This window comes from Novosphingobium sp. fls2-241-R2A-195 (genome assembly GCF_030209485.1).
Lineage (GTDB): Bacteria > Pseudomonadota > Alphaproteobacteria > Sphingomonadales > Sphingomonadaceae > Novosphingobium > Novosphingobium resinovorum.
The window spans coordinates 175,341-193,361 of the sequence record NZ_JARVRY010000006.1 but is presented as its reverse complement, the minus strand read 5'-3'; the positions used below and the strand labels follow the sequence as shown (position 1 = coordinate 193,361).

Annotated in this window: 20 protein-coding genes and 1 other RNA gene; 11 read left to right on the top strand and 10 right to left on the bottom strand. The window is 64.6% G+C overall.

Translation table 11 applies throughout. The features are described 5' to 3' along the window. Positions 1 to 93: 93 nt before the first annotated feature. The 4 genes from QRN25_RS06185 to QRN25_RS06170 form a co-directional block, all read right to left on the bottom strand. The gene (locus tag QRN25_RS06185) at positions 94 to 1,098 is read right to left on the bottom strand and encodes a TIGR03619 family F420-dependent LLM class oxidoreductase (RefSeq protein WP_271182135.1); all 1,005 of its coding nucleotides are present in this window, start codon (positions 1,096 to 1,098) and stop codon (positions 94 to 96) included. 70 nt (positions 1,099 to 1,168) lie between these two features. Continuing rightward, positions 1,169 to 1,873, bottom strand: coding sequence for an alpha/beta fold hydrolase (locus QRN25_RS06180; RefSeq protein ID WP_285018020.1), 705 nt, complete (start codon positions 1,871 to 1,873; stop codon positions 1,169 to 1,171). 118 nt (positions 1,874 to 1,991) lie between these two features. Next, a complete protein-coding gene (locus QRN25_RS06175; protein WP_285018019.1) occupies positions 1,992 to 2,744 on the bottom strand; it encodes an SDR family NAD(P)-dependent oxidoreductase in 753 nt (250 codons plus the stop codon). 114 nt (positions 2,745 to 2,858) lie between these two features. Continuing rightward, the gene (locus QRN25_RS06170) at positions 2,859 to 3,347 is read right to left on the bottom strand and encodes a flavin reductase family protein (protein ID WP_271181676.1); all 489 of its coding nucleotides are present in this window, start codon (positions 3,345 to 3,347) and stop codon (positions 2,859 to 2,861) included. 395 nt (positions 3,348 to 3,742) lie between these two features. Here QRN25_RS06170 and QRN25_RS06165 point away from each other — a divergent pair, with 395 nt between their 5' ends. The 6 genes from QRN25_RS06165 (at position 3,743) to mmsB (ending at position 9,863) form a co-directional block, all read left to right on the top strand. Beyond that, the gene (locus QRN25_RS06165) at positions 3,743 to 5,167 is read left to right on the top strand and encodes an aldehyde dehydrogenase family protein (RefSeq protein WP_285018017.1); all 1,425 of its coding nucleotides are present in this window, start codon (positions 3,743 to 3,745) and stop codon (positions 5,165 to 5,167) included. Between the two features lie 74 nt (positions 5,168 to 5,241). After that, on the top strand, positions 5,242 to 5,754 hold the full coding sequence (locus QRN25_RS06160; RefSeq protein WP_285018014.1) for a hypothetical protein: 513 nt from the start codon (positions 5,242 to 5,244) through the stop codon (positions 5,752 to 5,754). A 28-nt stretch (positions 5,755 to 5,782) separates the two neighbouring features. Further along, positions 5,783 to 6,925 carry an acyl-CoA dehydrogenase family protein gene (locus QRN25_RS06155; RefSeq protein ID WP_285018013.1) on the top strand — a complete coding sequence of 381 codons (1,143 nt, stop codon included), beginning with the start codon at positions 5,783 to 5,785 and terminating at the stop codon, positions 6,923 to 6,925. A 10-nt stretch (positions 6,926 to 6,935) separates the two neighbouring features. Further along, positions 6,936 to 7,979: an enoyl-CoA hydratase/isomerase family protein gene (locus QRN25_RS06150; RefSeq protein WP_285018010.1), complete on the top strand. Its 1,044-nt coding sequence runs from the start codon at positions 6,936 to 6,938 to the stop codon at positions 7,977 to 7,979. After that, complete coding sequence (locus QRN25_RS06145; RefSeq protein ID WP_285018009.1) at positions 7,976 to 8,761, top strand: enoyl-CoA hydratase-related protein; 786 nt, start codon at positions 7,976 to 7,978, stop codon at positions 8,759 to 8,761. Before QRN25_RS06150 ends, QRN25_RS06145 begins: the two co-directional genes overlap by 4 nt. A gap of 232 nt (positions 8,762 to 8,993) precedes the next feature. Then, positions 8,994 to 9,863, top strand: coding sequence for a 3-hydroxyisobutyrate dehydrogenase (gene mmsB, locus QRN25_RS06140; protein WP_036522587.1), 870 nt, complete (start codon positions 8,994 to 8,996; stop codon positions 9,861 to 9,863). A 357-nt stretch (positions 9,864 to 10,220) separates the two neighbouring features. Here mmsB and QRN25_RS06130 read toward each other — a convergent pair whose 3' ends face one another. Genes QRN25_RS06130 through QRN25_RS06115 form a run of 4 tightly spaced genes read right to left on the bottom strand, consistent with a single transcriptional unit; the run spans position 10,221 to position 12,875 of the window. Then, complete coding sequence (locus tag QRN25_RS06130; RefSeq protein WP_008830418.1) at positions 10,221 to 10,769, bottom strand: NUDIX hydrolase; 549 nt, start codon at positions 10,767 to 10,769, stop codon at positions 10,221 to 10,223. Next, a complete protein-coding gene (locus QRN25_RS06125) occupies positions 10,766 to 11,449 on the bottom strand; it encodes a TPM domain-containing protein (protein ID WP_285018007.1) in 684 nt (227 codons plus the stop codon). Before QRN25_RS06125 ends, QRN25_RS06130 begins: the two co-directional genes overlap by 4 nt. A gap of 3 nt (positions 11,450 to 11,452) precedes the next feature. Continuing rightward, entirely contained in the window at positions 11,453 to 12,268 is an 816-nt protein-coding gene (locus QRN25_RS06120; protein ID WP_285018006.1) for a TPM domain-containing protein, read from the bottom strand. 4 nt (positions 12,269 to 12,272) lie between these two features. Next, complete coding sequence (locus QRN25_RS06115; RefSeq protein ID WP_285018005.1) at positions 12,273 to 12,875, bottom strand: LemA family protein; 603 nt, start codon at positions 12,873 to 12,875, stop codon at positions 12,273 to 12,275. 200 nt (positions 12,876 to 13,075) lie between these two features. On the opposite strand from QRN25_RS06115, the gene mscL reads away from it, so the two are divergent. From mscL to QRN25_RS06100, 3 genes are all read left to right on the top strand, one after another. Next, the gene (gene mscL, locus QRN25_RS06110; RefSeq protein WP_271181666.1) at positions 13,076 to 13,540 is read left to right on the top strand and encodes a large conductance mechanosensitive channel protein MscL; all 465 of its coding nucleotides are present in this window, start codon (positions 13,076 to 13,078) and stop codon (positions 13,538 to 13,540) included. Positions 13,541 to 13,608: 68 nt separating this feature from the next. Then, positions 13,609 to 13,972: a transfer-messenger RNA gene (gene ssrA, locus QRN25_RS06105) on the top strand. A gap of 93 nt (positions 13,973 to 14,065) precedes the next feature. Continuing rightward, a complete protein-coding gene (locus QRN25_RS06100; RefSeq protein ID WP_271181665.1) occupies positions 14,066 to 14,416 on the top strand; it encodes a GFA family protein in 351 nt (116 codons plus the stop codon). A 9-nt stretch (positions 14,417 to 14,425) separates the two neighbouring features. On the opposite strand, the gene QRN25_RS06095 is transcribed toward QRN25_RS06100, so the two are convergent. Next, entirely contained in the window at positions 14,426 to 14,701 is a 276-nt protein-coding gene (locus tag QRN25_RS06095; RefSeq protein WP_271181664.1) for a hypothetical protein, read from the bottom strand. Positions 14,702 to 14,997: 296 nt separating this feature from the next. On the opposite strand from QRN25_RS06095, the gene QRN25_RS06090 reads away from it, so the two are divergent. Both QRN25_RS06090 and QRN25_RS06085 read left to right on the top strand, forming a co-directional pair. Then, positions 14,998 to 17,103: a malate synthase G gene (locus tag QRN25_RS06090; RefSeq protein ID WP_285018002.1), complete on the top strand. Its 2,106-nt coding sequence runs from the start codon at positions 14,998 to 15,000 to the stop codon at positions 17,101 to 17,103. A gap of 110 nt (positions 17,104 to 17,213) precedes the next feature. Further along, entirely contained in the window at positions 17,214 to 17,564 is a 351-nt protein-coding gene (locus tag QRN25_RS06085; protein ID WP_008830426.1) for a hypothetical protein, read from the top strand. On the opposite strand, the gene QRN25_RS06080 is transcribed toward QRN25_RS06085, so the two are convergent. Then, the gene (locus QRN25_RS06080; RefSeq protein ID WP_285018001.1) at positions 17,561 to 17,947 is read right to left on the bottom strand and encodes a winged helix-turn-helix transcriptional regulator; all 387 of its coding nucleotides are present in this window, start codon (positions 17,945 to 17,947) and stop codon (positions 17,561 to 17,563) included. The genes QRN25_RS06085 and QRN25_RS06080 overlap by 4 nt on opposite strands. Positions 17,948 to 18,021 lie beyond the last annotated feature (74 nt).

The window sequence follows — 18,021 nt, the reverse complement described above, 5'->3', positions numbered from 1 at the left end:
TCTCTCCCCGGCCTTTGTGCCGTTGTGTGCCGTTAAGTGCCGCTGTGTGCCTGAGGTCAAGCATGCCCCGTCAGGCATCGCGGCGACGTTCGCTCAGCGGATGGCGGGCATGATCTCCTCGGCGATCCACTGGGTGTAGTCGTAGTAGGCCGCGATCGCGGGGAGGGCCGGAATGGGTACGGAACTCCATGTAATACCAAGGGATTTCAGCCATCCGAGCCGATCGATGATCTCTTGCTTGGTCTGTCCGGGGCGGGCCGTGGGATCATCGATCACCGCATGACCCTCGCCGACACGGCTGGTGGACATGCCGTAGTAGACGTCCGCCAACTGGCCATTGTAGTCGGGCCGCGATCGGATGAAGTCGATGCGCGCAGGAATGTCCTCGGGCTTGGTCAGGAACGGCCACCAGCCCTGCGCGTAGCGGGAGACGCGCTTGAGGACCGCATCGGCGTCGCCGCCGAACCACACGGGAAGATGGGGTTTCTGCACGGGCTTGGGTTCAAAAGCGACATCTCGGAAGGAAACATATTTTCCTTCAAATTCAGGATTTTCCTGAGTCCACAGGACGATGATCGCCTGGATGTACTCTTCCGCCATGGCACCGCGTTCGTGGAATGGAACGCCCAGCAGTGCAAACTCCTCCTCCAGCCAGCCGACCGCGAAGGTGATCGTCACCCGGCCGCTGGAAAGCCAGTCCATCGTCGACAGCGCCTTGGCCGTGACAATCGGATTCTGGGCGGGCAGAATCGCGATGCACGAATTGACCCGCACCCGCTCGGTCGCTCCGGCGATATAGGCCATCGCGGTGTAGGCGTTGAAGTAGAACGGGCCCGAAAGCTCGATGTGCTTCCGCGGGATGATGTGGTGCTCGGGCACCGCGATCATCTCGAAGCCCAGCTTTTCCGCCCATTTCGCAAGGCGGGTCTGGTCGGCGCCGGTCACTTCGGTTTCCCATGGCTGCATCGTCGCCTTGAGCCGCAGCATGTGTGGCATCGCGAAGCCCAGCTTCATGTCTTTTGCTCTCCTCTCCGCCCTTGTGCGCCGCCGGCCAGTTTGGCTCCGGTCGATCACAATTCGCGCGAGAAGAGTGTCCATTCCCAGCAAGGGCGGCAACGCGATGGCGTCTCCGATCGCATGGGCGATGCGATTGCCGCAGTTTCATTCGTCAAATGAGGAACCGCTCGATCTCCCTTGCAATGACTTCCGGGATTTCGAGGTTCAGCATGTGGCCAGCGCCTTCGTGGTCGATGCGGGTGACGTCCTGGCCCATGGCGGCGATCGCATCGCCGATCATGCGGAAGTCGGCGGTGTCGCGCGCACCGGTCAGCAGCAGGGTTGGGATGGAAAGCTCGCCCAGTCGCTCGCTGTCGGGGAGGGCAGGGTGCTGTTCGTCGAGAACCCACTGGCGCCCGTGGAATGCCTCGATCGATGCGCGCATGACGGCTGCGGCAGAGGTGTCACGTAGCGCATCGAACAGCGGATGGCTCCACCACAGGTCTCTCGCCCGCTGCATATCGCCAGCGCGCGCGGCGCGGCCGATGGCTTTCCAGCGTTCGATCCACTCGCTCGTCCATGCCCAGCCGACCATCAGTGGGCTCACCAGCACCAGCCGCCTTATCCGCCTCGGGTGATCGAGCGCGAAGTTGAGGGCGGTCGCCCCGCCCAGCGACATGCCGCAAAGATCGGCCTCGGCGATATCAAGTGCGTCGATAAGGGCGAGCAGGTCGTCGGCGTGGGAGTAGGGGCCGCCTGCTGCTTCGGAGGCACCAAAGCCGCGCTGGTCGTAGGTGATCAAAGGGCGGTCGGGGGCAAGCCCGGCAACCAGCTGGTCCCAGTCGCGCCGCGATCCGCCGAAGCCGTGGGCCAGCACCAGAGGCGGGCCTGGACCCTCGCGTCGCTCTCCTGAAAGTACGGCGCCATCTACGGCTATGCGAAACGGAATCGGCATCTCGGCACGCTAGCGCGCGGGGATGCCGTAGCAAGCCCCCTCAGGCCGAGCCCATGTATCGGCCGCCGTTGGTGCTGATCGTCTGCCCGGTCATGTAGCTGGCTTCCTCGGAGGCCAGGAACGCCGCCGCTGCGGCGATGTCCGCCACTTGCCCCAGCCGCCCGACCGGCAGCGAGGCGCCGTAGGCATCCGCGTCGATCGGTGCGCCGCGCAGCATTGGGGTGTCGATCGAGCCGGGCGGGATCATGTTGGCGGTGATGCCGGTCTTGCCCAGTTCCATCGCCAGCGCCTTGGTGAGGCCGAGCAGGCCGCCCTTCGAGGCGACGTAATGGCTTTGCGCGAAGGAGCCCGACTGCGTGGACGAGGAGGTGATGTTGATGATCCGCCCCCAGTTCGCGGCCAGCATGTCCGGCACGATTTCCTTTGTGACCAGCCAAGGGCCCTTGAGGTTCACGCGGATGACTTTGTCGAACTCTTCGTCCTCCACGTCCATGAACGGCGTAAAGGGCGCGATACCGGCGTTGTTCACGAGGATGGTGATGGCGCCGAACTTGCCGCGTGTCTGGTCGGCGGCAGCCTTGATCGCGGCCTTGTCGGAGCAGTCGAGGGTGATGGCGAGAGCCTTGCCGCCCGCTGCCTCGATCTGGCTCACGGTCTCGGCGGCGCCTTCGGGGTTGAGGTCCCACACGGCGATGGCCGCCCTGTCTTCGGCCAGCCGCAGCGCGATGCCCCGGCCGATGCCCGAACCCGCGCCGGTGACCACGGCGACCTTGCCGTCAAGCGAACGTGTCATGTGAAATACTCTCCCGGATCGTAATGCTGAACATGTGAACAGCATGTAGGTCGGGAAAGTCAAACCGCCGAAGCGATACGTCGTCCCGGAGCGAGGCCAGGACGACGAAAACCCTTACATCTTCTCCGCGAAGCTGCCGTAGCGGCCGCGGTGGAACAGCATCGGTTCGTCCTCGCGCACGGTCTCCATGCGCAGGATCTGGCCGAGCACGAACCAGTGATCGCCCGCTTCGGTCACCGAGTAGAGCTTGCACTCGATCGCGGCGATCGAGTCGGCGATGACTGGCAGGTTGTGCTCGGAAACCGCATATTCCACACCGACGAACTTGGCGTCACCCTTGGCGCTGACGGCCTTGCAGACCGGCCCCTGGTCGCTGGCCATGACGTTGACGCAGAAGTGGCCAGCCTTCTCGATCAGCGGCCACGAAGTCGACGACTTGTCGGGGAAGAAGCCGACCAGCGGCGGGTCGAGCGAGACCGAAGTGAAGCTGCCGACGACCATGCCGGCGGGCTTGCCCTCGTCCAGCGCGGTGATGACGCAGACACCGGTGGGATAGCTGCCGAGCACCTTGCGGAATTCTGCCGGATCGATCGTCTCACTCACGCGCCTGTTACCTTTTCCATTGCCCCGGCGGCGACCCCCGCCCACCCGGCTATCTTGGTTGTGTCGAAATCGGGCGGGCATCTCCGGTCTGGAGCGCCTCCGCGATATTGCGGCCCTCTACTGCCCGGAACCCCTGTGCCGGGCAAGGGGCAACGACTATTCTCGGGCAAATCCTCCGGCCATCGATCATTGCGTGATCTGCGCATCAAGATGATGTTTTTGCAACCTTACGATTTAATCGCTCGGTTAATTAAACTTGCGCAGGCCTCGCCAAAGGTGCAGGTGAGCAAGGTGTGTCGGATCGCCTAACTCGGGGAACGAGGGGTGATCCGGATGCCAGCGTAAACGCAGGGTCTGCCGGGCACCTGCGCGCAGAAATCTAAGGGAAGATGCACATGGCTACTGCCGAACTGATCGCCGAAACCCCTGTCGCCGCCGAAGTCGCCGAACTGGTCGCCCGTTCGCGCGCCGCGCAGGCGCAGATCGAGAACGCCACGCAGGAGCAGGTCGATACCTGGATCCGCGGCATGGTCTACGCCGTGTGCAAGCCCGGCATGGACGAGGAAATCGCCCGCGAGACCGTCGAGGAAACCCAGCTCGGCAACTACGAGGGCAAGTTCAAGAAGATCTCGGTCAAGACCCGCGCCACCCTTTACGACATCATCGACGACAAGTCGGTCGGCATTATCGACGAGATCCCCGAGCGCAACATCGTCAAGCTGGCGAAGCCCGTCGGCGTGATCGGTGCGCTCTCGCCCTCGACCAACCCCGAGGCCACCCCGGTCATCAAGGCGATCAGCGCGGTCAAGGGCCGCAACTCGATCATCATCTGCCCGCACCCGCGCGCCAAGTTCATCAACGCCAAGATCTGCAACCTGATGCGCGATGCACTGGTCAAGATGGGTGCGCCCGCCGACCTCGTAATCCCGATCGAGCAGCCCTCGGTCGAAAAGACCAACGAAGTCATGAAGCAGTGCGACCGCATCCTCGCCACCGGCGGCACGCCGATGGTGAAGGCGGCCTACTCCTCGGGCACCCCGGCGCTGGGCGTCGGCGTGGGCAACGCGGTCATCACCGTCGACGACACCGCCGACCTCGATGACGCCGCCGCCAAGATCCTGCTGTCGAAGACGCTGGACTATGCCGCTTCGTGCTCGTCGGACAATGCGGTGATCCTGCTCGACGCGATCTACGACACCATGCTCGAAAAGCTGAAGGCCAAGGGCGGCTTCATCATCGAGGGTGAGAACAAGGCCAAGCTGCAGAACGCCATCTGGGAAGACGGCGAGCACATCAACGCCAAGGTCGTCGCCCAGTCCGCCCAGTTCATCGCCGATTATGCCGGTTTCGCGATCCCCGAAGGCACCGCCTTCTTCATCGTGCCCGAAACCGGCTACGGCCCGGACTACAAGTTCTCGGGCGAGAAGATGACCGTCACCATGGCGCTCTACCGCGCCAAGGACATCGACGAGGCGATCCGCCTGACCAACGCCATCCAGGGTTACCAGGGCCAGGGCCATTCCTGCGGCATCTACTCGCAGAGCGACGCCAACATCATGAAGCTGGCCGAAGGCACCAAGACCAGCCGCGTGATGGTGAACCAGCCGCAGTCGGCCTCGAACTCGGGCAACGTGTGGAACGGCATGCGCCAGACCTTCTCGCTGGGCTGCGGCTCGTGGGGCGGCAACGGCACCAACAACAACGTGACGTGGCGCGATCTCATCAACGAGACCTGGGTGTCGAAGCCGCTGGCGCAGCACAAGGTGATCCCGTCGGACGAAGCGCTGTTCGGCAAGGATATCATCGCACTGGTGGGCTGATCTTCGTGCGGCAACCGGGTAGAGGGGTGGAGCGTTCCAGCACCTTTATCCGGTGCCGCGCATGGAGATGACCGATGACCCGCACGCTTCCCTTTCTTGCCCTGACCGCCGCGCTGGCGCTGGGTGCCTGCTCGAAGCAGCCTGACGCCACCGCCACCACGGCGGCGCCGACCGAGACCGAGGAAGTGTTCCAGGAATCGCCCGCCCCGGTTGAGGCGAGCGAAGCGGGGCTCGATGCCGGCGGCCTCGGTACAGATAGGGGGGCGAGCGCATCGGAAATCCCCGAGACGATCCGCGGCCGCTGGGGCCTCGTCCCGGCCGACTGCACCAGTACGAAGGGCGATGCGAAGGGCCTGCTCGAAGTCTCGGCCGACCAGCTCAAGTTCTACGAGTCAGTGGCGAAGCTGGGAGAGATCAAGGAAGCCGGCGAAAGCCGCATCCGGGGCACCTTCGACTACACCGGCGAAGGCCAAAGCTGGACCAACGATGTCGTCCTCGACGTGCAGGACGATGGCAAGACGATGATCCGGCGGGACTACGGCAAGGACGCGATGCCGGGACCGCTTACATACACCCGCTGCGGATGACAGCGCCCATGACGAAACAGGGATAGAGATGACCGAACAGTTTGGCCTCACCGAAGACCAGCTCGCGATCCAGGAAACGGCGCAGCGGTTCACCGCCGACCGGATCACCCCCTTCGCGGCGGAGTGGGACGAGAAGCATCACTATCCCGTCGACGTCTGGAAGGCCGCGGGCGAACTGGGCTTCGGCGCGATCTACGTGTCCGAGGAAAGCGGCGGCATCGGCCTTGGCCGTCTCGACGCGGCGCTCATCATGGAGGCCATGTCCTACGGCTGCCCGGCGACCAGCGCCTATATCTCGATCCACAACATGGGCGCGTGGATGATCGACAAGTTCGGCGATCAGCAGCTCAAGGACCGCTACCTGCCCGATCTCGTGTCGATGGAGAAGATCGCCTCTTACTGCCTGACCGAACCCGGCTCGGGTTCGGACGCGGCGGCGCTCAAGACGACCGCGCGGCTGGACGGCGACCACTACGTGCTGAACGGCACCAAGCAGTTCATCTCGGGCGGCGGCGTCAACGACGTCTACGTCGTCATGGCCCGCACCGGCGAGCACAAGTCGCGCGGCATCTCCTGCTTCGTGGTCGACAAGGACACCCCCGGCGTCAGCTTCGGTGCGCCGGAGAAGAAGCTGGGGTGGAACAGCTCGCCTACCGCGCAGGTCGTCTTCGAAGACGCGCGCATTCCGGCCGAGAACCGCGTCGGCGCCGAGGGTGACGGCTTCAAGTTCGCGATGGCGGGCCTGGACGGCGGCCGCCTCAACATCGGCGCCTGCTCGCTCGGCGGAGCGCAGCGCTGCCTCGACGAGGCGGTGCAGTACGCCAAGGACCGCAAGCAGTTCGACCAGCCGATCGCCGAGTTCCAGAACACCCAGTTCCGCCTCGCCGACATGGCTGCCGAACTGGAGGCCGCCCGCGCGCTGCTCTACCTTGCTGCCGCCAAGGTGACGGCGGGCGCGCCCGACAAGACGCGCTTCTCCGCCATGGCCAAGCTGATCGCCACCGACACCGGCTCCTCGGTGGTGGACCGCGCACTGCAGGTCTTCGGCGGCTACGGCTACCTCAAGGACTATCCGATCGAGCGCTTCTGGCGCGACTTGCGGGTCCATCGCATCCTCGAAGGCACCAACGAGGTCATGCGCATGATCGTCGGCCGCGAACTGGTCAAGTAAGGGGGCCTTCATGACTGACGAAGTGCTGTTCCGGCGCGAAGGCGTCGCAGGCGTCATCTCGCTCAACCGCCCCAAGGCGATTCACGCGCTGACCCTTGCCATGTGCGAGGCGATGAGCGCGCAGCTGACCGCTTGGGCGAGCGACGACGCAGTGGAAGTCATCCTGATCGACCACGCCGAAGGGCGCGGCTTCTGTTCGGGCGGCGACATCAACCTGCTGCGCCATTCCGCCCTCAACGATGGCGGGGTAGAGGGGCGCAGGTTCTTCTTCGAGGAATACCGCCTCAACCACCAGCTGTTCACGTATGCCAAGCCGATCGTCGCCTTCATGGACGGCATCACCATGGGCGGCGGCGTTGGCATCTCGCAGCCCGCCAAGTACCGCGTGGCGACCGAGAATACCCGCTACGCCATGCCCGAAACCGGCATCGGCCTGTTCCCTGACGTCGGCGGAGGCTGGTATCTCTCGCGCCTCGACGGCCGCGTGGGGCAGTTCCTGGCGCTGACCGGCGCACGCTTCGACGGCGCGGAATGCCTTTGGGCTGGCCTTTCCACCCATTACCTACCCTCCGAAGCACTGGCCGAGGCCAAGAGCCGGATCGCTGCGGGCGACGAGATCGGCGGCGTCCTCGCCGCGCTCTCGGTCAAGGCGCCCGAACCCAAGGTCGCCGCCAACGCCGGTGCGATCCGCAAGCACTTCGCCTTCGACACGCTGGAGCAGGTGCTGGCCTCGCTCGAAAGCGACGGCGGCGAATGGGCGGCGAAGGAACTCGCCACTCTGCGCACCAAGAGCCCGCAGGCCTGCAAGGTCTCGCTGCGCCAGCTCGAAGCCTCGCTGGGGCTGGAGACGTTCGCGCAGAACATGGCGATGGAATACCGCCTCGGCGCCCGAGTGCTGGTCCTGCCGGACTTTGCTGAAGGGGTGCGCGCGGTCATCGTCGACAAGGACCAGAATCCGCAATGGAACCCGGCTACGCCCGAAGGCGTGACCGAAGAGATGCTGGACGCGATCTTCGCGCCGCTTTCCCCCGAAGAGGAATGGAAGCCCCTATGAGCACGTACGAAACGATCCTGGTCGAGCAGAAGGGCGGCGTCACGCTCATCACGCTCAACCGTCCGCAGGCACTCAACGCGCTGAATTCGAAGGTTCTGGCCGATCTGATCGCGGCCTTCGCCGCCTTCGAGGTAGACCCGTCGCAGGGCTGCGCCGTCATCACCGGCTCGGGAGAGAAGGCCTTCGCGGCGGGCGCCGACATCAAGGAGATGTCGGACAAGCCCAGCGCCGAGTTCTATTCGGAGGACTTCTTCGCCGGCTGGACCAGCCAGGTCGTCAAGACCACCCGCAAGCCCTGGATCGCGGCCGTCAACGGCTTCGCGCTGGGTGGCGGATGCGAACTGGCGATGATGGCGGACTTCATCATCGCCTCGGAAAACGCGAAGTTCGGCCAGCCCGAGATCAAGCTCGGCGTCGCGCCGGGCATGGGCGGCTCGCAGCGCCTGACCCGCGCCGTCGGCAAGTCGAAGGCCATGGACATGTGCCTCACCGGCCGCATGATGGATGCTGCGGAGGCGGAGCGTTCGGGCCTCGTCAGTCAGGTCGTGCCGCTTGCCGACCTGCTGGAGACGGCGCTGAAGTCTGCCGCGACGATCGCCGCGATGCCGCCGCTCGCCGCGACCATGAACAAGGAAATGGTCAACCTCGCCTTCGAGACCACGCTCGACACCGGCCTCGTGCTGGAACGCCGCATGTTCCAGGTGCTGACCGCGACCGAGGACAAGGCTGAGGGCATGGCCGCCTTCGTCGAGAAGCGTCCGGGGGTGTGGAAGGGCAAGTAACGCCGCCGCCGCGTTGTCCCGGCGCAGGCCGGGACCGGCGGCTGTCTTTAGGCGCGGCCTTGCTGCGGCCCTTCGACAAGTTCAGGATGAGCGGAGGGAATGCAAAATCCTCTGAAATCCGCTCAGGCTGAGCTTGTCGAAGCCCGCTCGGCAGGCGCCTGATCCGCAAGGTGGGCTGGTCACGGCCAGCGGTCCCGGCCTTCGCCGGGACGACGAATTTGGAGAGCATGCTATGAAGATCGCATTCATCGGCCTTGGCAACATGGGCGGCGGCATGGCCGCGAACCTCGTCAAGGCGGGCCACGAAGTCCACGCCTTCGACTTGTCCGCCGACGCGCTGGCCAAGGCGGCCGAGAACGGCTGCGCCACTTACACCGCCGTCCCCGACGCGGTGAAGGACGCCGAAGCCGTCGTCACCATGCTGCCCAACGGCGGCATCGTGAAGGCGGTCTACACCGCCGACGTCATCGGCAAGGCCCCGGCGGGCGCATTGTTCCTCGACTGCTCGACCATCGACCTCGCCACCGCGCGCGAAGTGGCCGAACTGGCGACGGCGGCGGGCTACGAGATGGTCGACGCCCCGGTTTCCGGCGGCATCGCGGCGGCCAACGGCGGCACGCTGACCTTCATGGTGGGCGGTCCGGCAGCCACGTTCGAGAAGGCCAAGGTCGTGCTCGAACCGATGGCAAAGGCCGTCATCCTCGCGGGCGAGAGCGGCGCAGGCCAGGTTGCCAAGATGTGCAACAACATGCTGCTGGCGGTCCACATGATCGGCACCTGCGAGGCGCTGGCGCTGGCCGAGAAGGCGGGCCTCGATCCGCAGAAGTTCTACGAGATCAGTTCCAAGTCTACCGGCTACTGCTGGTCGCTCAACGACTATACCCCGGCACCGGGCGTCGGCGCGGCGAGCCCGGCGGACAATGGCTATGCGGGCGGTTTCGCCTCGGCGCTGATGCTCAAGGATCTGCGCCTTGCCATGGGTGGCGCGGAGACGGCTGGTGCCACCGTGCCGATGGGCGAGCACGCGACGAAAATCTACGAAGCCTTCGTCGAGGCCGGTAACGGCGGCAAGGACTTCGGCGCGATCTTCACGACGCTGTAATCCTCTCCGAGACGGGGAAGGGGGATCAACGGAAGGTTGGTGGAGAGGCACGCGGGAGATTGCGTGTCCTCCCCGGCCGGGTGCTAAAGGTGCCGTTCTTCGAGTGTCGGCGAGTTTGAGGGTGCCCCTCCACCATGCTGCGCATGGTCCCCCTCCCCCGAGGGGGAGGAGGCGCGCCTTTCCAGTTCGAACTTCGGCAGTTTCATGCCTTTGGTTCGGCTGGTCAGGTGATACCTGCGGCATAATCCGCACTTGTACGGCCGTAGCGGGAAGGGCGCCCGCGCGGCGACTTCCAGCGCCTCGGCCTCGCTGGCGTAGCGCGCCTTGCGCTGGCAGACGCCGGGGTTGGTGCGCACGTCAGCCGAGGATGGACGGGCCGAGCAGCGTGAGCATCTTCACGTCGATCGCGTATCCCTCGCCGCGCCATTTTTCGAGCGCCTGCGCAAGTCCGGAAAGCGGGACGCGGTGCACCACGATGTCCTCGCTGTCGACGCCGCCGCCTTCGCCGACCTTCACCAGATCGTGCGCGCGGAACAGCGTGAAGCTTTCGGAGACCATGCCGGGCGAAGAGTAGAACTCGCCGAGGTTCTCGATGCGGCCTGCGTGGTAGCCGGTTTCCTCCTCCAGTTCGCGTGCGGCGGCCGTGGCGGCGTGCTCATCGGCCTTATCGTCATCGTCGCCGACGAGGCCCGCAGGCAGTTCGATGCAGCGCTTGCCGAGCGGCACGCGGTACTGGTCGACGAGGATGACGTGGTCTTCCGGGTCGATCGCCAGGATCACCGCGGCGCGGATGCCGCGCGCGCGGCCGACGTATTCCCAGCGGCCCTTCTTCTTCGCGGTGATGAAGCGGCCTTCCCACATCGTTTCGACGGGGTGATCGGCATCGTAATGATCCGGCATGCTCATAGTTCGATGGTTCCGTCGGGCAGTTCGTTGACGTCGTCCGGCAGGCGGGGGACGTGCAGGGAGAGGATCGCGCCGACTTTGCCGACGCCGGCGATCATGGCGTCGGCGGTGCGGCCCTCGCGCAGTTCGCCCAGCATCGCGGCGATGGCGTCGGCCCAGGTGCCGGGCTCGACTTTGCTGGCGATGGCCTCGTCGGCGAGAATCTCGACGCGGTGTTCGCGCATCGAGATGTAGATGAGGATGCCGGTGCGCCCGGTGGTGCGCCGCTCCGCGCTCATGCGGAAGGCGCGGGTGGCCTGGCCGTGGACGCGGGTGGTGCGGATGGGCGCCGGGATCAGGAAGAACTTGAGCGGCTGCCACAGTTGCAGCAGCGTCATCCCCGCGAACTTGATCGTCGCCACGCCCAGCGCCAGCGAGAGGATCATTCCGGGCGACCACTCATGGCCCCAGTCGGCGATCAGTGCGTCGTAGAGACCCATGTAGAAATCAGGCGCGATCGCCAGCGCGGAGAGGGCCAGGAACGCCACGAAGGCCGACCACGCCAGCGCGACGTCGGTGTAGCCGTCCGATCGGTCGGTCAGCATCGTGACGATCTCGCCCGAGCTGAGCAGTTCGGCCTCGGTCACTGCGGCGCGGATGCGCTCGTGGCCCTCGGGTGTGAGGTATGTGGGTCTTGCCATGGCCTACCAGTCCCCGCCTGCGCCGCCGCCGCCGAAATCGCCGCCGCCTCCCGAGAAGCCGCCGCCGTCTCCGCCGCCCCAACCGCTGCTTCCGCCCCAGCTGTCGCCGCCGCTGGAGGGGAACCAGATGATGGGCGTGTCGATGCCGCCGTAGCGGCTGCGTCGTCCGCCCCGGCTGGCTGCCCGCATGATCGGCAGCACGAAGAAGAAGATCACGACGAGAATGAAGATCACCGTGCCGGGCGAGATGTCGTCGCCCTGATCGGCGCGCGCCCTATCAGCCTGTGCGGCGATCTTCTGCGCTTCTTCGGGCGGCAGTGTCAGTTGCTTGATGATCGCGTCCGTGCCGGCCTCGATACCGCCGGGTAAATCTCCCGCCTTGAAACGAGGCAGGATTTCATTGCGGACGATCAGAAAGGAAAGCCCGTCGGTCAGCGTGCCCTCAAGGCCATAGCCGACGGTGATCCAAACCTTCCGCTCGTTGGGCGCAACAACAAGAATGGCGCCGTTGTTGTCGCCTTTCTGGCCGATGCCCCACTTGCGTCCAAGCTGATAGCTGTAGTCCGAGATTTCCTGACCTTGCAGGTCAGGGATCGTCGCCACCACCAGCTGGCGCTTCGACTGCTTCTCCAGCGCCTCCAGCTTTTGCGTCAGTTGCGCTTCCTCGGCGTCGGGGATGATGTTCGCGGCATCGACGACGCGCCCCGTGAGTTTGGGGAACTGCAGTTGCGCGGCCTGCGCCCATGCGCTGCCAGCCCCCGAAACGAGGGCCAGCAGGCACAGAAGCGCGGCCAGCGAGACGGCCCGGATGCGGGCCATCGGATCAGAGCTTTCCTTCGAGGCTCGGGGCGGCTTCGGCGCCGGGCGTCACGGCCTTGTAGGGCACCAGCGGATCGGCTCCGCGCAGGCGCGCGCCGATCATCGAGGGGAAAGTGCGGACTTCGGTGTTGTAGTCCTGAACCGCGCCGTTGTAGTCGCGGATGGCGACGCGGATGCGGTTTTCCTGGCCCTCAAGCTGGCTCTGCAGCATCTGGTAATTGGTGCTGGACTTGATGTCCGGATAAGCTTCCACGCTGGCGAGCAGGCGGCCGATGCCGGCGCCGAGGTTGGCCTGCGCCTGCTGGAACTGCTCCATCTTCTTCGGGTCGCCGAGGTCGTCGGCGCTGATCTGCACCGAGGTGGCCTTGGCGCGCGCCTCGGTGACGCCGACGAGGATCGACTTTTCCTGCTCGGCCGCACCCTTGGCGACGGCGGCAAGGTTGGGAACGAGGTTCGAGCGTTCCTGGAAAGCGGCCTCGACATCGGCCCATTTGGCCTTGGCGGCTTCCTGCTTGGTCGGCACCGAGTTGAAACCACAAGCGGACAGCGAAAGCGCGGCCGCGATAACCAGACCGGTCTTTGCCGAGCGGGCGTTGAAGAGCGTCATCGGACTTCGTTCCTCCACTGCACGCCGGGCGAACCGGCGGCTTCCACGCGATAGATAGCGCTCCGCGATGGCGGATCAAGGACGCCGGGCGGGCTCGGTGGAAACCCGGTCGGTTAACAAACGTTTGAGGGGCTGGGTGGAGTGTGTCAAACAGCACTCAGATTTATTTCCATTTGGCCGGCAAAAGGGGAACCAGGCGCATGGCAATCGTAGACGAATTCAAGAAGTTCATTGCACGCGGCAACGTGCTGGACCTCGCAGTCGGTGTGATGATCGGTGCCGCCTTCGGCAAGATCGTGTCGTCTCTGAACGAGAACATGATCATGCCGGTGATCGGCTGGCTGTTCGGCAGCATCGATTTCTCGAAGTATTTCTTCCAGCTGGGCGACGCACCGGCGGACTACAAGGGCAGCCTTACCGACTATGCCGCGCTGAAGGCGGCCGGCGTGCCGATGATCGGCTACGGTGAGTTCATCACCCAGGTGGTCAACTTCCTGATTATCGCCTTCGTGCTGTTCCTGCTGGTCCGTTCGGTCAACAAGATGATCGATTCGGTGAAGAAGCAGGAAGCCGAAGCCGCTGCAAATGCACCGGCGCCCGAGGCTCCGGTCGATCCGCAGCTGATCGCGCTCAAGGAAATCCTCGAGGAACTGCGCAAGAAGTAATCTGAAAATCCGCCGCAGCCGCAACGGGAATGCCCAGCATGGGCATTCCCCAAACAACTCATCCACTTTCACTTCACATTCAGGCGGGAGCCCCTATATGGGCTCCTGCCGGTTTCGACCGGCTATGAGGATAAATTGCGCCGTGCAATAGACGCAGCGGACCCGGGGGCGGTACCCGGCGGCTCCACCACCACCCGTTTCCTTTGGGAAACAACCCTGTTGTCGCAGGGGTGATGACGGGGCCGAACTAGGATCGACGTGTGTTGAAAAGCGGTGTTTTCTTCCGGGCTGAGTAACCCGTTCAAGGCTCAAAACTCATAAGTGCCAACGACAACGAAGCACTTGCTCTCGCGGCGTAATTCTAGGGGCTAACGCCCTGAAGTTACAAAGTTAGAACACGGTTGGACCCACCGGGTAACAGAAGCGGATTCCGGGGGCTGGGGGCGAGCCTATCAACAGAATCGCCCCACCTGCCACCGCTCGGTTCCCGATTTTCGGCCGCTATAGGGAAAGGACGGGTCAGTGATGACATTTTCGGGCAGCTGCCACTGCGGCAAAGTGGCGTTCACGGTGATGGGCGAACTTCCGCACGAGGCGATGAGCTGCAATTGCTCGCACTGTCGTCGCAAGGGCTTCCTGCTCGCTTTCATACCGCATGACGCACTTGCGATAGAGCGCGGAGCCGACGAACTCACCGAGTATCGCTTCTACAAGCATGTGATCGGGCACAAGTTCTGCCCAACATGCGGGGTGGAGCCTTTCGCACAGGGCGAGGCGCCGGACGGAACGAAGATGACGGCGGTGAACTTGCGCTGCGTGCCAGCGGCGGACCTCGATGCGCTTACGATCACGAAAGTCGACGGCGCGCGATTCTGACGATCTGGTCTAGGCGGCTTTTCGCTCGAGGTCTTCTTCGGGGGATGGGCCTTCCGCCTTCGCCATCAGGGCGGCCTTCTCATACTTGATGCAGTCGAGGATCTTGGCACCCGCCATGAACACGGCGCCGGTGCACGCGAGGAACAGCAGCTTACCGCCGAAGCCCGGAAAGCGTGTGAGATAAACGCTGCCACGCTCGATCGCGCCGAGGGCAAGCGCGTAGATCACCATGTAGGCTTCCCAGTTGCTCTTGATCACGAACAGGCGACCGACTTTTCGGAGCATTTCCATCCCTTTGCAGTGGTCACAGATTAGCAACGTTCGTGCCAGTTCCGCGTTCCCGCCGAGTCTCATGCTTAACGTGAGCTTGAATGTAAGGGTTTCCGACGGTTAAGGAAATCCGGGAAAGGTCCGGATCCCGTCCCGGTCTGCAACCGTCTGATCCATGACGATACTTTCGGCGCAGTTGCCAATCGCGCGCGCATCGGTCATACGGCGCACATCCTTCCCCAGGGCAATTTGGTTTTTGACGTGGACGTGGCACGATGTTCGTGTGCGTTCGAACCAGTGCGAGGAAGGCAATGACTGACAGGGTTGATCGTTCGGGGCTGCAGGTCGATGCAGGACTGGCGAAGTTCGTGGAGGAGCAGGTGCTGCCCCCCATCGCGCAGGACGTCGCCGCGTTCTGGGCAGGCTTCGCCGCGCTCGTGGCCGAATTCGCCCCGCGCAACCGCGCGCTGCTCCACAAGCGCGATTCGCTGCAGGCGCAGATCGACGCATGGCACGGCGAGCGGGCAGGCAGGCCCATCGAACAGAACGAATACCAGGCGTTCCTGCGCGAAATCGGCTATCTCGTTCCCGAGCCGGCGGCATTCACCATCGGCACGCAGGGCGTCGATCCCGAAATTGCGACGATGGCAGGGCCGCAGCTGGTCGTTCCGGTACTCAATGCTCGGTTCCTCCTGAACGCGGCGAATGCGCGCTGGGGCAGCCTCTACGATGCATGGTACGGCACCGACGCGCTCGATGCGGCCCCCGCTCAGGGACCGGGCTACGATGCGGCGCGCGGCGCGGCGGTCATCGCGGCGGGTCGGGCGTTCCTCGACCGGGCGGTGCCGCTCAAGACCGGGTCGTGGGCGGATCTGGCCGACGTGGACGGCGTCGAACCCGCCGATGCGGCGCAATTCGTCGGTCGCACGGGTAAGGGCCTGCTGTTCGTTAACAACGGGCTCAACATCGAGGTCGTCGTCGATGCCGCGAGCCAGGTCGGCAGCACCGACAAGGCTGGTATCGCCGACATCGTCCTCGAAGCGGCGCTGACTGCCATCGTCGATCTGGAGGACTCGGTCGCGGCCGTCGATGCCGAGGACAAGATCGCCGCCTATGCCAACTGGCTGGGCGTGATCCAGGGCGACCTGACCGACACGTTCGAGAAGGGCGGCCGGACGCTCACGCGCGAACTGGCGGCCGACAAGACGGTGACGCTTGCGGATGGGGCTGAGAAGGCGCTGTTCGGGCGCTCGCTGCTGTTCGTGCGCAATGTCGGTCACCTCATGACCAACCCGGCGATCCTGCTGCCGGACGGCTCGGAAATCCCCGAGGGCGTCATGGACGCGGTGATCACCAGCGCAATCTCGACGCAGGACGTTCGGGGCCTCACAAAGTACGGCAACAGCCGCGAAGGCAGCATCTACATCGTCAAGCCCAAGATGCACGGGCCTGAGGAGTGCGCCTTCACCAACGCGCTGTTCGATGCGGTGGAGGACCTGCTGGGCCTTTCGCGCTACACCATCAAGGTCGGCGTCATGGACGAGGAGCGCCGGACGTCGGCGAACCTTGGTGCCTGCATCGAGGCGGTGAAGGACCGTATCGTTTTCATCAACACCGGCTTCCTCGACCGTACCGGCGACGAAATCCACACTTCGATGCGGGCGGGTCCGATGATCCGCAAGGCCGCCATCAAGGGCTCGGCGTGGATCGCCGCCTACGAGAAGCGCAACGTCGCCATCGGCCTGCGGCATGGCCTTTCGGGCGTGGCGCAGATCGGCAAGGGCATGTGGGCAGCACCCGACATGATGCGCGACATGATGGAACAGAAGATCGGCCACCCGAAGACCGGCGCGAACACCGCCTGGGTGCCGTCGCCGACCGCCGCGACACTCCACGCGATGCATTATCATCAGGTCGATGTCTTCGGCCTGCGCGAAGGCATTGCCAATGAGGACATTCCCGGGCTCGACCTGCTACTGTCGGTGCCGCTGGCCGAAGGCATCAACTGGTCCGAGGAGGAAGTGCGCGAGGAACTCGACAACAATGCGCAAGGGTTGCTCGGCTATGTCGTGCGCTGGATCGACCAGGGCGTCGGCTGCTCCAAGGTGCCGGACATCAACGATGTCGGGCTGATGGAGGACCGCGCGACGCTGCGCATCTCCAGCCAGCACATGGCGAACTGGCTGCTGCACGGCGTCTGCTCGAAGGAGCAGGTCATGGAATCGCTGCAGCGCATGGCTGCCAAGGTCGATGCGCAGAATGCGGGCGATCCGCTCTATGAACCGATGGCGGGCAACTGGGACACCAGCATGGCCTTCCAGGCGGCCTGCGACCTCGTGTTCAAGGGCGTCGAGCAGCCGAGCGGCTATACCGAGCCGCTGCTGCATGCCTGGCGCCTTAAGAAGAAGGCGGCCTGATCCACGCTCCCGGCCCGCCGTGAAGGCGGGCCGGGATGTTAAAGGCGATTTAACTCCGTTTTAGGCATTCATCCCGTATACTCGGACCCGGTTCTTTGCAGGGAGCGGGCATGTTCATTCACCGTCAGCGGATGGAAACGCGCACGATGCTGGCCATCAAGGCCAACATCCGCATCGGTAGCCGCGTTGCCGAGGCGACGCTGGCCAATGCCTCCTCGCGCGGTGTGCTGGCGCTGGTCGATGCACCTCCGGCACGCGGCGTCGCGGTAGAGCTTGTCGTCGGCGATCAGGTGATCAAGGGACAGGTCCGCTGGCGCGCGCATGACCGCTGCGGCATCGCGCTCAAGGAAACCATCGACGTTGCCGAACTGATCGAGGGCAAGGCCGTCCCGGTCGTCTACGTGCCGGAGCGACTGGCCCGGCGCAGCGCGATGGAACTGCTGCGCAGCCTTCTGAATTAACGTGCGTCGAATTCCTCCCGCGCGCGTTCGACGCGCTCGAGGTTTGCTTCCGCCCACATCCATACGCCGCAGAACGCTTCGCTGAGGGTTTCGCCCAGCGGGGTTAGGGCATAGTCCACTCGCGGCGGGACTACGGGATGGACGGTGCGCGTCAGCATCCCGTCCCTCTCCATGCGGCGCAGTGTCTGGGTCAGCATCTTCTGGCTGATATCCGGCACGGCGCGGGCAAGCTGGGTAAAGCGCTGCGTACCGTTCTCCTCCAGGATTTCGAGCAGGATCATCGTCCACTTGTCCGCCACCCGCCCGATCAGCTCGGTGACGAGCGCTTCCACGCGCGGGTCGATGTGCTCGCAATTCTTGTCAGGGGTGGGACGGGCGGCCATTGGGTCACTCTCTTTCGGGTACGTATAAATCTTTTGGGTGCCTTCTTTCCGATAGAATGTGGAGTGCTAGATCG

Coding starts and splice junctions, on each gene's coding strand:
- QRN25_RS06185 (WP_271182135.1), bottom strand. CDS start 1,098: ATGGACACTCTTCTCGCGCGAATTGTGATCGACCGGAGCCAAACTGGC.
- QRN25_RS06175 (WP_285018019.1), bottom strand. CDS start 2,744: ATGACACGTTCGCTTGACGGCAAGGTCGCCGTGGTCACCGGCGCGGGT.
- QRN25_RS06165 (WP_285018017.1), top strand. CDS start 3,743: ATGGCTACTGCCGAACTGATCGCCGAAACCCCTGTCGCCGCCGAAGTC.
- QRN25_RS06160 (WP_285018014.1), top strand. CDS start 5,242: ATGACCCGCACGCTTCCCTTTCTTGCCCTGACCGCCGCGCTGGCGCTG.
- QRN25_RS06155 (WP_285018013.1), top strand. CDS start 5,783: ATGACCGAACAGTTTGGCCTCACCGAAGACCAGCTCGCGATCCAGGAA.
- QRN25_RS06150 (WP_285018010.1), top strand. CDS start 6,936: ATGACTGACGAAGTGCTGTTCCGGCGCGAAGGCGTCGCAGGCGTCATC.
- QRN25_RS06145 (WP_285018009.1), top strand. CDS start 7,976: ATGAGCACGTACGAAACGATCCTGGTCGAGCAGAAGGGCGGCGTCACG.
- mmsB (WP_036522587.1), top strand. CDS start 8,994: ATGAAGATCGCATTCATCGGCCTTGGCAACATGGGCGGCGGCATGGCC.
- QRN25_RS06130 (WP_008830418.1), bottom strand. CDS start 10,769: ATGAGCATGCCGGATCATTACGATGCCGATCACCCCGTCGAAACGATG.
- QRN25_RS06125 (WP_285018007.1), bottom strand. CDS start 11,449: ATGGCAAGACCCACATACCTCACACCCGAGGGCCACGAGCGCATCCGC.
- QRN25_RS06120 (WP_285018006.1), bottom strand. CDS start 12,268: ATGGCCCGCATCCGGGCCGTCTCGCTGGCCGCGCTTCTGTGCCTGCTG.
- QRN25_RS06115 (WP_285018005.1), bottom strand. CDS start 12,875: ATGACGCTCTTCAACGCCCGCTCGGCAAAGACCGGTCTGGTTATCGCG.
- mscL (WP_271181666.1), top strand. CDS start 13,076: ATGGCAATCGTAGACGAATTCAAGAAGTTCATTGCACGCGGCAACGTG.
- QRN25_RS06100 (WP_271181665.1), top strand. CDS start 14,066: ATGACATTTTCGGGCAGCTGCCACTGCGGCAAAGTGGCGTTCACGGTG.
- QRN25_RS06095 (WP_271181664.1), bottom strand. CDS start 14,701: ATGCTCCGAAAAGTCGGTCGCCTGTTCGTGATCAAGAGCAACTGGGAA.
- QRN25_RS06090 (WP_285018002.1), top strand. CDS start 14,998: ATGACTGACAGGGTTGATCGTTCGGGGCTGCAGGTCGATGCAGGACTG.
- QRN25_RS06085 (WP_008830426.1), top strand. CDS start 17,214: ATGTTCATTCACCGTCAGCGGATGGAAACGCGCACGATGCTGGCCATC.
- QRN25_RS06080 (WP_285018001.1), bottom strand. CDS start 17,947: ATGGCCGCCCGTCCCACCCCTGACAAGAATTGCGAGCACATCGACCCG.